This is a genomic window from Flavobacterium sp. MMS24-S5, assembly GCF_050320125.1.
Taxonomy (GTDB): Bacteria; Bacteroidota; Bacteroidia; order Flavobacteriales; family Flavobacteriaceae; genus Flavobacterium; species Flavobacterium tyrosinilyticum.
Window position 1 is genome coordinate 3,520,326 of record NZ_CP190016.1, and the last position, 13,452, is coordinate 3,533,777.

Consider the following 13,452-nt stretch of genomic DNA (forward strand, 5'->3'; position numbering starts at 1 on the left):
TTTTTAAATTTTTAATGTTATAACGGGCTTAACGGCATGATTCACTAATCCCTCGCTTATGCTGCCGTTGAAAAAATGTGCAAAACCAGTTCTTCCGTGCGTGCACATTCCAATTACATCTGCATCTATTCTGTTGGAAAAATTAATAATTCCTTTTTCGATATTGGTGTCATTGTAAATTTGGGTTGTATAATTGGTAATGTCGAATTCTGCTACAAAATCGTTCATTGCTTTTTCGCTAACATGAGTTGGCTTAAAACTATTAGGTGTGCAAATGGTAACCAGGTGGAGTTTTGAATCAAATAGTTTCGTAAAATTTAAAAGTTTTTCAAATGGTTTTTTTGCTTCTTCAGAAAAATCAGAAGCAAAAACAATGTTTGAGGCGTTAAAGTTTGGGATGTTTTTCTTGATGACTAAAACAGGAATTTCTGAATTTCTAACTACTTTTTCAGTGTTAGAGCCAATTAATAGTTCTTCAACGCCAGATGAGCCGTGAGATCCCATTATTATTAAATCAACATCATAATCTTTTCCTATTTGTGTAATTCCGTGTATCGGTTTGTCCATTTTTACAATTTCAGTTACCGGAATTCCTTCTAAATATTCTTTTGAGGCAACTTCATCTAGTGTTTCGTTTGCTTTTTTCATAAAAAGCATAGTTTCAGGAATGCTTGTTCCGCCCACTATAGCATCGTTAGATTGTTGCGGTAATTCAAGCATGTGAAGAAGAATGATTTCAGAATTGTTCTTTTTTGCGATTTGAGCGGCAACTCTTAAAGCGTCTTCTGCGTGTTCTGAGAAGTCGGTAGGTACTAAAATTCGTTTCATGATTTGAGGGTTAAAATATGAATAATTCTGTGTTTTTAATGCTATTATAAAGATACGGAATTATTTTAGAGCAATCAATTTATTTGATTTATAAAAAAAACACTATATTTGCACTGTTATTTATTAAAATCTAAATAATGAGGGGACTAAGTGTCCCCTCTTTTTATAAAATTATGACATTTAAAGAAAAAGTAAACGGATTAATTACAGAAGCTCTTCTGGAAAAACCATCAGTCTTTTTGGTTGATTTGGCAGTTTCGGATTCTTTTAAAATTAGTGTTGGTTTAGACGGTGATAATGGAGTGGCGTTGCAAGATTGTATCGACATTAGTCGTGCAATCGAGAATAATCTAGATCGTGAAGAGCAAGATTTTTCTCTTGAAGTAGCATCGGTTGGAGTAGGAACGCCATTAAAAATGGTAAGACAATACAAGAAAAATGTTGGTAGAACGTTGATTGTTACCACAAATACGGAAAAAATAGAAGCAGAATTAGTAGAAGCTAATGATGTTTTTATAATTTTGTCTTGGAAAGCAAGAGAACCGAAAAAAGTAGGAAAAGGAAAAGAAACAGTTCAAAAAGAGCAACAAATACCTTATACAGAAATTAAAGAGGCAGTTGTTACGGTAACATTTTAATTTTAATTAAAAAATTCGCATGGAAAATTTAGCATTAATCGATTCATTCTCAGAGTTTAAAGATAATAAACTTATTGATCGTGTAACGCTTATGGCAATTTTAGAGGACGTATTTAGAAATGCATTAAAGAAAAAATACGGTTCAGATGAAAATTTCGATATCATTATAAACCCTGACAAAGGTGATATGGAAATTTGGAGAAGAAGAGTAATTGTTGCTGATGAGGATCTTGATTTTGAAAATGAGGAAATTACATTGACTGAAGCAAGAAAAATTGAAGCGGATTTTGAAATTGGTGAAGAAGTTTCTGAAGAAGTAAAATTGATTGATTTAGGAAGAAGAGCTATCTTAGCGCTTCGTCAGAATTTAATATCTAAAATTCACGAACACGATAATACAAATCTTTACAAGCAATTTAAAGATATTATCGGTGATATTTATACAGCAGAAGTACACCATGTACGTCCAAGAGTAGTAATCTTAGTGGATGACGAAGGAAATGAAATTGTACTTCCAAAAGAAAAACAAATTCCATCAGATTTCTTCCGTAAAGGAGATAATGTGCGTGGAATTATTGAAAGCGTTGAATTAAAAGGAAATAAACCTCAAATTATTATGTCTAGAACTTCAGAGAAGTTTTTAGAAAAATTATTTGAACAAGAAATTCCAGAAGTTTTCGACGGACTAATTACAGTTAAAAATGTAGTTCGCATTCCTGGTGAAAAAGCAAAAGTAGCTGTTGATTCTTATGATGATAGAATTGATCCAGTTGGAGCTTGTGTGGGAATGAAAGGTTCTCGTATTCACGGAATTGTTCGCGAATTAGGAAATGAAAATATTGATGTAATCAATTATACAAACAATATTCAATTATTTATAACAAGAGCTTTAAGCCCTGCTAAAGTTTCTTCTATCAAAATTGATGAAGATAACAAAAGAGCTGAAGTGTTCTTGAAATTAGAAGAGGTTTCTAAAGCAATTGGTAGAGGTGGTCACAATATCAAATTAGCAGGTCAATTGACAGGTTATGAGCTAGATGTTATTCGTGAAGGAGATGTTGCCGGTACTGTTGCAGATGAAGACGATGTTGAATTAACAGAGTTCTCAGATGAGATCGAAGAGTGGGTAATTGAAGAGTTTGCAAAGATCGGTTTGGATACAGCAAAAAGTATCTTGAAACACGACGTAGAAGATTTAGTAAGAAGAACAGACTTAGAAGAGGAAACGATTCTAGATGTTATGAAGATACTAAAAGAAGAGTTTGATAATTAAGCAATGGCTTAGATCTGCTCTAACAACACAACGAAAAAGGTAATAATAAAAAGGTTATATGTCTGAAGAGAGAGTAATAAGAATAAACAAGGTTTTAAGGGAATTAAATATTTCGTTAGAAAGAGCTGTAGATTATCTAAAAGATAAAGGAATTGCTATTGATGCAAATCCAAATGCAAAAATTTCTGATAGCGAATTTAATATCCTTCAAAGCCAATTTGCGGGCGATAAGGGGAACAAGGAGGCTTCTAAAGAGGTTGGAGAAGAAAAAAGAAAGGAAAAAGAAGCATTACGTGTAGAGCGTGAGAAAGAAATTGAAGACAAACGCAGACAAGAAGAAGAGCGTCAAAAACAGCAAGAAATAATTAAAGCGAGAGCAGTTGTTTCGGGCCTGTACAAGTGGGTAAAATTGACTTGAATCCAAAAAAACCTGCGATTACTCCTTCTGAGGAAACGGTTAAGGCTGAAGAGCCAAAAGCTGTTGTTGCACCTGTGCAACCAGAAAAACCTGTTCAAAATGAAACAGTAAAATCTGAACCAGTTGTTTCAACTCCTGTTTCTGAAACAAAAAAAGAAGAACCTATTATTACTGAGAAAAAAGAAGTTAAGGCAGAATCTAAAGTTGCTCAGGAGCCAATCGTGTCTACTGATCCAACAACTTCAGAGGAAACTATTACTACTCAATACCAAAAACTTACAGGAACAACTCTTACAGGTCAGACAATTGATTTATCTCAATTTAATAAGCCTAAGAAGAAGAAAGAAGATCCTAAAGCGGCTCAGAATAAACCTGGAACTCCTGGTGTTGGTAATAATAACAACGCAAATAATAAAAATAAGCGTAAAAGAATTGGTCCAAAACCAGGTACGCCTGGTGCGCCAAAGCCTGCTACAGGTAATGCAGGTGGAACGCCAAATCCGAATAATAAACCAGCTCAAAATAGTGGAGGAGGATTTAATGCTAACAGAAGTCAGAGACCAGGTTTTGTAAAAGGAAACCGTCCTGCAATTGTAGCAAAAGTTGAGCCTACTGAAGAAGAAGTAAAAAACCAAATTAGAGAAACTCTTGAAAAACTTCAAGGTAAAGGAGGAAAATCTAAAGCGGCAAAATATAGAAGAGATAAAAGAGAAACGCACCGTCAGAAATCTGATGATGAGCAAAGAGCTCTTGACGAAGGAAGTAAAACGATTAAAGTTACAGAGTTCGTTACTGTAGGTGAAATTGCTATCATGATGGATGTGCCGATTACTAAAGTAATTGGAACTTGTATGTCTCTTGGTATCATGGTTACCATGAACCAGCGTCTAGATGCTGAAACATTAACTATTGTAGCAGATGAATTTGGTTATGATGTTGAGTTTATTACAGTAGATATTGAAGAAGCAATCGAGGTTGTAGAAGATAGAGAAGAAGATTTAGTAACACGAGCGCCAATTGTGACAGTAATGGGTCACGTTGACCACGGTAAAACATCTTTACTGGATTATATTCGTAAAGAAAATGTAATTGCTGGTGAGTCGGGAGGTATTACTCAGCACATTGGGGCATATGGAGTTACTTTAGATAACGGACAAAAAATTGCATTCTTAGATACTCCGGGTCACGAGGCGTTTACCGCGATGCGTGCGCGTGGAGCTCAGGTTACCGATATTGCTATTATCGTAGTAGCGGCAGATGATGATATCATGCCACAAACTAAAGAAGCAATTTCTCACGCACAAGCTGCGGGAGTGCCAATTATATTTGCAATCAATAAAATTGATAAACCAAACGCGAATGTTGATAAAATTAAAGAGCGTTTGGCTGGTATGAATTTACTTGTTGAAGATTGGGGTGGAAAAATTCAGTCACATGATATTTCTGCAAAAGTTGGAACAGGTGTTAAAGAATTATTAGAGAAAGTTTTATTGGAAGCTGAGATTTTAGATCTAAAAGCAAATCCAAATAAAGGAGCTCAAGGAACTGTTGTTGAGGCTTACTTAGATAAAGGAAAAGGATATGTGTCTACGATTTTAGTACAACAAGGTACTTTGAAAATTGGAGATTATATGTTGGCTGGTAAACACCACGGTAAAGTTAAAGCAATGCATGATGAAAGAGGGCATACTATTTTAAGTGCTGGTTACTTCGACTCCGGTATCTGTTTTAGGTTTAGATGGAGCTCCAACAGCGGGTGATAAGTTTAATGTATTTGAAGACGAAAAAGAAGCAAAACAAATTGCATCTAAACGTTCTCAATTAATGCGTGAACAGTCTGTACGTACACAAAGACATATTACACTTGATGAAATTGGACGTCGTATCGCTCTTGGTCAGTTTAAAGAATTGAACGTGATTCTTAAAGGAGACGTGGATGGCTCTGTTGAGGCATTATCAGATTCGTTCTCTAAGCTTTCTACAGAAGAAGTTCAGATCAATATTATTCATAAAGGAGTTGGTGCGATTACAGAAACCGATGTTAACTTGGCTTCTGCATCAGATGCAATCATCATCGGATTTAACGTTCGTCCAGCAGGAAATGCGAGACAGCTTGCTGATAAAGAAGAAATCGATATCCGTTACTATTCTATTATCTATGCTGCTATCGATGACTTGAAAGATGCGATGGAAGGAATGCTTGCTCCAGAGATGAAAGAAGAAATTTTAGGAAATGCTGAAATTCGTGAGATTTTCAAAATTTCTAAAGTTGGTTCGATCGCTGGATGTATGGTGACAGATGGTAAAATCTTAAGAACTTCTAAAATTAGAGTTATTAGAGATGGGGTTGTGGTTCATACAGGTGAGTTAGTTGCCTTGAAACGTTTCAAAGACGATGTGAAAGAAGTAACTAAAGGTTACGATTGTGGTATCCAGATAAAAGGATTTAATGATATCGAAATTAATGATGTTATTGAGGCTTACCATGAAGTAGCAATCAAAAAGAAATTGAAATAATATTCAATTATATAATTTAAAAGTCCCAATGTGAATTGGGACTTTTTTTATTTGTGAAATTTTGAGATGAAATTGACCTGTAATAATTTGAGATAAATGTGTATTTTAGTTTGTTCAAGTTTGATGTATTGAATTAAAAATAATGAAATATGAAAAAAGTATTTTACTCGATGATTTTGTTTATGTGTTTCTTCACTTCGTCTTTTGCTCAAGAAGCTGTAGAAAAACCAGCTCCACCAGCAGGTAATGCTTTAGTTGGAGATTATTACGGCGAAAATGTTTCAGATGCTTTGATGAGTAAAGCAATTTCTGTAGGGGAATTGCAGAAAGATTTAAAAGCTACAAATAAAATAGAAAGCGTTGCGGTTAGGGGAGAAGTGACAGATGTTTGTCCGAAAAGAGGTTGTTGGATAAGTGTTAAAACGGATGACGGGGCGTCTTTCTTCGTTAAAATGAAAGATTATGCTTTTTTTGTACCAACGGCAGTAAAAGGTAAGAATGTTGTTTTAGAAGGAAGTGTAGAGAGAGAAGTAACATCAGTTGAAGAGTTGAAGCATTATGCAAAAGATGCTAAAAAAATAAAGGCAGAAATAGATGCTATTAACGCGCCTAAAGAGGAAATTCGTTTCTTGGCTAGTGGAATAAAAGTGGTAAATTAAAAATTAAAAATGCGACGGTTTCTAATAAGTGAAATGGTTTTATTTTTTAGAGGATAAGTGTTTAAGATATGTTAATGAAATAAAAAAAAGGCGAGATTTTTATCTCGCCTTTTTTTTGTTTTTGACTGAATTATTTTCCAGGTTTAAGTAAGAAAACGCTTTTGTATCTTTTTTTGATTTCTGCCAGGTTTCTTTCTGCTTCTATTCTGGTTTTAAAATTTCCAACAATTACTTTGTAGTTTGGAGTGCTGAAAATAATGGTTCCGTCGATATTCGAATTTTCTCTTTTAAAATCCGATAACGTTTTTTTTGCCTCGTCGCTTTTACCGCTAAAGATTTGAATTCTATAAGTGTCGTTTGTATTTATTGACGTGTTAATTTTGCGCTTTTCGTTAAGTAGCTGCTCAAATTTAGGGTCTTGGTTCAGTGTTAAATTTTGATCTTGAGCATTAATATTGTGTGCGAAAGCAATCGTTGTAATTGTTAAGAAAAGGTTTTTTGAAGGACTTAAAATTCTCATAATGTGATGGTTTTTATGCAAAAATACTATTTAAAGTTTGAGTGTGAAATTTTAATATTATTTAGAATTGATATAAATTGATAATTAAGACTATTTTAAGGTTTTGAGAATAGTTCATAAGTCGTATTTTTGTGCAAGTTTTAAAAGAGGGTATAGGTTTTTACTGGATTTAGTACAGAAAAAATCATACCAAAAATTAGTAGACAATTATTTATACTATATGAAAAAGGTGGGTAACCATAATTCGATCTCAAGAAAATTGCTGTTTGGCTTATCGCTAACGTTAATTTTCTCCCTAACTTCATTTGCTCAAGATGCTGCTGCTCCGGCGGCGCCTGAGGCTGCTGCGGCTGCTCCAGCTGCAGGAGGCGGTGATCCAGTAAAAGGGAAAGAACTTTTTAATGCAAATTGCGCTGCATGTCACAAATTAGATGCTAAATCAACAGGCCCTGCTTTACGAGGAGTTGCTGATAAACATGATAAAGCTTGGCTTTATAAGTGGGTGCATAACAGTTCTGACATGATTAAGTCAGGTGATCCTGTTGCTGTTAAACTTTTCGAGGAAAATAATAAAGCAGTAATGACTTCTTTTCCTCAGTTATCTGAAGGTGATATTGATAATATTATAGCTTATACTTCTGAGCCGAAAGCTGAACCAGCTGCAGCTCCAGGAGGTGCTGCAACTCCTCCTGGGACAAGTGTTCAGGATGGTGCTATTTCAAATAACATTATTTTAGGAGCTCTTGCTCTTGTGATGGCTATTTTAGTTGTGATGTTGTTTATGGTAAACAAGGTTTTGACTAAAGTTGCAAACAAAAACGGTATTGAAATTGCTCCAAAAGAAGCTAGAACTCCAATTTGGAAAGCTTTCGTTAAAAACCAATTCTTGGTTTTAGTAACTTCAATCTTCTTGCTTTTGGCTAGTGGTTATTTTGTTTACGGATACTTAATGCAAGTAGGTGTAGATCAGAATTATGAGCCAATTCAGCCAATTCACTACTCTCACAAGATTCACGCTGGTGATAATGAAATCAATTGTAAGTATTGCCACTCTGCTGCTCGTGTAAGTAAAACTGCTGGTATACCTTCATTAAATGTTTGTATGAACTGTCATAAAAATATTTCTGAGGTTGCTGAAACAACTGCGACTCCTGAGTACAGTAAAGCATTCTACGATGCTCAAATTCAAAAATTATATGATGCTGTTGGATGGGATAAGACTAAACAAGCTTATACTGGAAAAACACAGCCTGTAAAATGGGTTCGTATTCATAACTTACCTGACTTTGTTTACTTCAACCACTCTCAACACGTTTCTGTTGCAGGTATTGAATGTCAAACTTGTCACAGTTGCAGTACAAGAATTTGAAATCATGAAGCAGTACTCTAAATTAACAATGGGATGGTGTGTTGATTGCCATAGAAAAACTGATGTTAAGATGGAAGGTAACGCTTACTATGACAAAATTCATGCTGAACTTTCTAAAAAATACGGTGTAGAGAAATTAACTGCAGCGCAAATGGGAGGTTTAGAGTGTGGTAAATGCCACTATTAATCGATTTATTAAGATTTTAATATATATATACAATGTCATCAAACAAAAAATACTGGAAAAGTGTTGAAGAGCTAGAAAATAGCTCTATTGTTGAGGCGCTTAGAAATAACGAATTTGTTGAAGAGATTCCTACTGATGAGTTTTTGGGTAACGCTGAGGCTTTATCTACATCTGGGACTTCACGTCGTGACTTTTTAAAGTACGTAGGGTTTAGTACAGCGGCTGTAACATTAGCTGCTTGCGAAGGTTGCCTGTTCACAAGTCTATCCCTTATGTATTACAACCAGAACAAATCATTCCTGGTGTTGCAGATTATTATGCAACTACAGTTTTTGACGGATTTGATTTTGCTAATCTTTTGGTGAAAACTCGTGAGGGTCGTCCAATTAAAATTGAAAACAATACAATTGCAGGAGCTAAATTTTCTGCGAATGCTAGAATTCATGCATCTATCTTAGGATTGTATGATAGTACTCGTTTGAAAGAGCCAAAAGTAGATGGTAAAAATTCTTCTTGGTCAGCTGTTGATTTAAAAATTAAATCAAGTTTGGCAGATGCAAAAGCTAAAGGTGGTCAAGTAGTATTATTAACTAACACTTTAGCGAGTCCATCTACAGAAAAATTAATTGCTGAGTTTATTGCAAAAAATCCAAACGCTAAGCATGTTGTGTATGATGCGGTTTCTTCATCTGAGGCTTTAGATGCTTTTGAATCTGCTTATGGTCAAAGAGCTTTAGTTGATTATGATTTTTCAAAAGCTTCTTTAATCGTTTCTGTTGGTGCTGATTTCTTAGGAGACTGGCAAGGTGGAGGATATGATACAGGATATGCACAAGGACGTATTCCTCAAAACGGAAAAATGTCTCGTCATTTTCAGTTTGAATCAAACATGACATTATCTGGAGCTGCTGCTGATAAGCGTGTTCCGATGACTGTAGCTGCTCAAAAGCAAGCTTTAGTTCAAATTTATAATATTGTTGTAGGTGCTTCTATTCCTGTGGCTTTAGAAGGAAACTTTAAAACTGAAGTAGTAAAAGCTGCGCAACAGCTTAAAGCTGCTGGGTCAAAAGGAGTTTTAGTATCTGGAATCGAAGATAAAAATGCTCAATTATTAGTTTTAGCTATCAATCAAGTATTGGCTAGTGAAGCTTTTAGTACTGCTGGAGCTAGACAAATTAGAAAAGGTTCTAATGTTGCAGTTGCACAGTTGATTAAAGATTTGAATGCTGGAAGTGTTCATACTTTAATTATGAGCGGAGTTAATCCTGTTTACACTTTAGCTGATTCAGCTTCTTTTGTATCTGGATTGAAAAAAGTTAAAACGTCTGTTGCTTTTTCATTAAAAGAAGACGAAACCGCATCAATTGTTTCAATTGCTGCGCCAGCTCCTCACTACTTAGAATCTTGGGGAGATCTTGAACTTACAAGCGGAACATATAGCTTAACTCAGCCTACAATTCGCCCAATCTTTAATACAAAACAATTTCAAGATGTTTTATTGTCAGTAAATGGTACTACTGGTACTTTTTATGACTACTTAAAAACAAATTCTGGAGCTTACACTGCAGGAGCTTCTTGGAATAAAGTATTGCATGATGGTGTAGCTGTTCTTGGAACTTCAGCTTTGTCTGGAGGTGCTATTGATGCTGCTACTGCTGCAAATGCTGTTGCAAGATCTAAATCTGCTGGTGATTTTGAATTAGTATTATATACTAAAACAGGATTAGGAGATGGACAACACGCTAATAACCCATGGTTACAAGAGTTTCCAGATCCAATTACAAGAGTTTCTTGGGATAACTATGTTACAGTTTCTAATGCAGATGCTAAAAAACTTGGTTTATCAAATGAAATTGTTGCAAACGGAGGTTTAAATGGTAGTTATGCTACTATTACTGTTGATGGTGTTAAATTGGAAAATGTTCCAGTTATCGTTCAGCCAGGTCAAGCAGTTGGTACTTTAGGTCTAGCTCTTGGATACGGACGTAAAGCAGCTCTAAAAGAAGAAATGCAAGTAGGTTTAAATGCTTACGCTTTATATAAAGGTTTCAATAATGTTCAATCAGTATCTATTACTAAAGCTGGTGGTGTACATGAGTTTGCTTGTGTTCAAGGTCAGAAAACTTTAATGGGTAGAGGAGATATTATTAAAGAAACTACTTTAGAAATATTTAATACTAAAGATGCTGAACATTGGAATGAAAAACCAATGGTATCTTTAGATCACCAAGAAGTTGAGGCTACTACTGTAGATCTTTGGGAATCATTCGATCGTACAACTGGGCACCACTTCAACCTTTCAATTGACTTAAATGCTTGTACTGGATGTGGAGCTTGTGTTATCGCTTGTCACGCAGAAAACAACGTTCCAGTTGTAGGTAAAGCAGAGGTAAGAAGAAGCCGTGATATGCACTGGTTACGTATCGATAGATATTATTCTTCTGAAAGCACTTTTGAAGGTGATAATGAAAGAAAAGAAGGAATTGCTGGTTTATCTAGTTCATTATCTACATTTAATGAAATGGAAAAAGCAGGAGATAATCCTCAAGTTGCATTCCAGCCTGTAATGTGTCAACACTGTAACCACGCACCTTGTGAAACAGTTTGTCCAGTTGCTGCAACTTCTCACGGTCGTGAAGGTCAAAACCATATGGCTTACAACAGATGTGTTGGTACTCGTTACTGTGCTAACAACTGTCCATATAAAGTACGTCGTTTTAACTGGTTCTTATACAACAAAAACAGCGAGTTCGATTATCATATGAACGATGATTTAGGCCGTATGGTATTAAATCCTGACGTTAACGTACGTTCTCGTGGTGTTATGGAGAAATGTTCTATGTGTATCCAAATGACACAAGCTACTAAATTAAAAGCTAAAAACGAAGGCCGTCCAGTTAGAGATGGTGAATTCCAAACAGCTTGTTCTAGTGCTTGTTCTTCAGGAGCAATGATATTTGGTGATGTAAATGATAAAGAAAGTAAAGTTGCTAAATTAGCTGCTGACGAAAGATCATACCACTTATTAGAGCATGTAGGTACAAAACCTAATGTGGTTTACCATGTTAAAGTTAGAAATACTTAGTAAAATTATTAATTAAGAAACAATATAAAGGATTATGTCGTCTCACTACGAAGCACCCATTAGAAAACCTTTAGTTATTGGTGATAAATCTTATCACGATGTAACTGTAGATGTAGCTGCACCTGTTGAGGGCCTGCAAACAAGCAATGGTGGATTGTATTTTCAATCGCATTAATAGCCTTCCTTTGGGGGTTAGGTTGTATAATTTACACCGTATCTACCGGTATCGGAACATGGGGATTAAATAAAACAGTTGGCTGGGCTTGGGATATTACTAACTTCGTTTGGTGGGTTGGTATTGGTCACGCTGGAACATTAATTTCTGCGGTATTATTACTTTTCCGTCAACGTTGGAGAATGGCCATCAACCGTTCTGCTGAAGCTATGACTATTTTCTCTGTAGTACAAGCAGGTTTATTTCCAATTATTCACATGGGACGTCCATGGTTAGCATATTGGGTATTACCTATACCAAACCAATTTGGATCTTTATGGGTAAACTTTAACTCACCTTTACTTTGGGACGTATTCGCGATTTCAACGTATCTTTCAGTATCATTAGTTTTCTGGTGGACTGGTTTGTTACCTGACTTTGCAATGCTTCGTGATAGAGCTATTACTCCATTTAACAAAAGAGTTTATTCTATCTTAAGTTTTGGTTGGAGCGGTAGAGCAAAAGACTGGCAGCGTTTTGAAGAAGTATCTTTAGTATTAGCTGGTTTAGCTACTCCACTTGTACTTTCTGTACACACGATTGTATCTATGGACTTTGCTACTTCTGTAATTCCAGGATGGCATACAACAATTTTCCCTCCATACTTCGTTGCTGGAGCGGTTTTCTCTGGATTTGCGATGGTAAATACATTGTTGATCGTTATGAGAAAAGTATCTAATCTTGAAGCTTACATCACATTACAACATATCGAGTTAATGAACATCATTATCATGATTACTGGATCTATTGTAGGTGTAGCTTACATCACTGAGTTGTTCGTAGCTTGGTACTCAGGTGTAGAATATGAGCAATATGCATTCTTAAACAGAGCTACTGAACCTTACTGGTGGGCATATTGGTCAATGATGACATGTAACGTGTTCTCTCCTCAGTTTATGTGGTTCAAAAAATTAAGAACTAGTATCATGTTCTCATTCATCATTTCGATTGTAGTTAACATCGGTATGTGGTTTGAAAGATTCGTAATTATTGTTACTTCTTTACATAGAGATTACCTTCCATCTTCTTGGACAATGTTCTCACCAACATTTGTTGATATTGGAATTTTCATTGGAACAATTGGTTTCTTCTTTGTATTGTTTTTATTATACTCTAGAACATTCCCTGTAATTGCTCAGGCAGAGGTTAAAACAATTTTGAAAGGAACAGGAGATAATTATATTAGAGAAAGAGCAAACAGTAAAGATTCACATCATGAGTAATAAAGTTATATACGCCATTTATAATGACGATGACGTTTTGATGAATGCAGTAAAGAAAACTAGAGCTGCTCATCATCATATTGAAGAGGTTTTTACTCCATTCCCGGTTCACGGATTGGATAAAGCCATGGGATTAGCACCAACAAGATTAGCAATATGTGCTTTTTTATATGGATGTGTTGGTATTTCTGTTGCAACAACTATGATGGGTTACATCATGATTCATGACTGGCCACAGGATATTGGAGGTAAACCAAGTTTTAGTTTTATCCAAAATATGCCATCTTTTGTGCCAATTATGTTTGAGATGACTGTATTCTTTGCAGCTCACTTAATGGTTATTACTTTTTACATGAGAAGTAGATTATGGCCTTTTAAAGAAGCTGAAAACCCAGATGTAAGAACAACTGATGACCACTTTTTAATGGAGGTTGCTGTAAATGATAACGAAGCTGAATTAGTTTCTTTCTTTGAAGGAACTGGAGCTGTTGAAGTTAAAGTAATAGAAAAGAATTAATTGT

6 protein-coding genes and 4 pseudogenes are annotated in these 13,452 nt (G+C 35.3%); 8 read left to right on the forward strand and 2 right to left on the reverse strand.

Going from position 1 to position 13,452, the window contains the following annotated elements:
- Positions 1-3: 3 nt before the first annotated feature.
- Entirely contained in the window at positions 4-828 is an 825-nt protein-coding gene (locus tag ACPWTF_RS16250) for a universal stress protein (protein WP_427872161.1), read from the reverse strand.
- Positions 829-1,001: 173 nt separating this feature from the next.
- On the opposite strand from ACPWTF_RS16250, the gene rimP reads away from it, so the two are divergent.
- The 4 genes and pseudogenes from rimP to ACPWTF_RS16270 all read left to right on the forward strand — a co-directional run bounded on the left by rimP (position 1,002) and on the right by ACPWTF_RS16270 (position 6,333).
- Positions 1,002-1,466 (forward strand): ribosome assembly cofactor RimP, encoded by a 465-nt coding sequence (rimP, locus tag ACPWTF_RS16255; RefSeq protein WP_172426838.1) that lies wholly within the window; start codon positions 1,002-1,004, stop codon positions 1,464-1,466.
- A 19-nt stretch (positions 1,467-1,485) separates the two neighbouring features.
- Positions 1,486-2,739, forward strand: coding sequence for a transcription termination factor NusA (nusA, locus tag ACPWTF_RS16260; protein WP_095927936.1), 1,254 nt, complete (start codon positions 1,486-1,488; stop codon positions 2,737-2,739).
- Positions 2,740-2,797: 58 nt separating this feature from the next.
- A pseudogene (gene infB, locus ACPWTF_RS16265) lies at positions 2,798-5,674 on the forward strand (translation initiation factor IF-2).
- 149 nt (positions 5,675-5,823) lie between these two features.
- Complete coding sequence (locus tag ACPWTF_RS16270; protein WP_427872164.1) at positions 5,824-6,333, forward strand: DUF4920 domain-containing protein; 510 nt, start codon at positions 5,824-5,826, stop codon at positions 6,331-6,333.
- 130 nt (positions 6,334-6,463) lie between these two features.
- Here the strand turns inward: ACPWTF_RS16270 and ACPWTF_RS16275 are convergent, their stop codons facing one another.
- Positions 6,464-6,853: an SPOR domain-containing protein gene (locus ACPWTF_RS16275; protein WP_095927933.1), complete on the reverse strand. Its 390-nt coding sequence runs from the start codon at positions 6,851-6,853 to the stop codon at positions 6,464-6,466.
- Between the two features lie 220 nt (positions 6,854-7,073).
- Between ACPWTF_RS16275 and ACPWTF_RS16280 the strand changes: the two are divergent.
- The 4 genes and pseudogenes from ACPWTF_RS16280 (at position 7,074) to ACPWTF_RS16295 (ending at position 13,448) form a co-directional block, all read left to right on the forward strand.
- Positions 7,074-8,409: pseudogene (locus ACPWTF_RS16280) on the forward strand (c-type cytochrome).
- A 32-nt stretch (positions 8,410-8,441) separates the two neighbouring features.
- A pseudogene (locus ACPWTF_RS16285) lies at positions 8,442-11,494 on the forward strand (TAT-variant-translocated molybdopterin oxidoreductase).
- Between the two features lie 34 nt (positions 11,495-11,528).
- Positions 11,529-12,931: pseudogene (nrfD, locus tag ACPWTF_RS16290) on the forward strand (NrfD/PsrC family molybdoenzyme membrane anchor subunit).
- A complete protein-coding gene (locus ACPWTF_RS16295) occupies positions 12,924-13,448 on the forward strand; it encodes a DUF3341 domain-containing protein (RefSeq protein ID WP_008466841.1) in 525 nt (174 codons plus the stop codon). Before nrfD ends, ACPWTF_RS16295 begins: the two are co-directional and overlap by 8 nt.
- Positions 13,449-13,452: the final 4 nt, after the last annotated feature.

Coding starts and splice junctions, on each gene's coding strand:
- ACPWTF_RS16250 (WP_427872161.1), bottom strand. CDS start 828: ATGAAACGAATTTTAGTACCTACCGACTTCTCAGAACACGCAGAAGAC.
- rimP (WP_172426838.1), top strand. CDS start 1,002: ATGACATTTAAAGAAAAAGTAAACGGATTAATTACAGAAGCTCTTCTG.
- nusA (WP_095927936.1), top strand. CDS start 1,486: ATGGAAAATTTAGCATTAATCGATTCATTCTCAGAGTTTAAAGATAAT.
- ACPWTF_RS16270 (WP_427872164.1), top strand. CDS start 5,824: ATGAAAAAAGTATTTTACTCGATGATTTTGTTTATGTGTTTCTTCACT.
- ACPWTF_RS16275 (WP_095927933.1), bottom strand. CDS start 6,853: ATGAGAATTTTAAGTCCTTCAAAAAACCTTTTCTTAACAATTACAACG.
- ACPWTF_RS16295 (WP_008466841.1), top strand. CDS start 12,924: ATGAGTAATAAAGTTATATACGCCATTTATAATGACGATGACGTTTTG.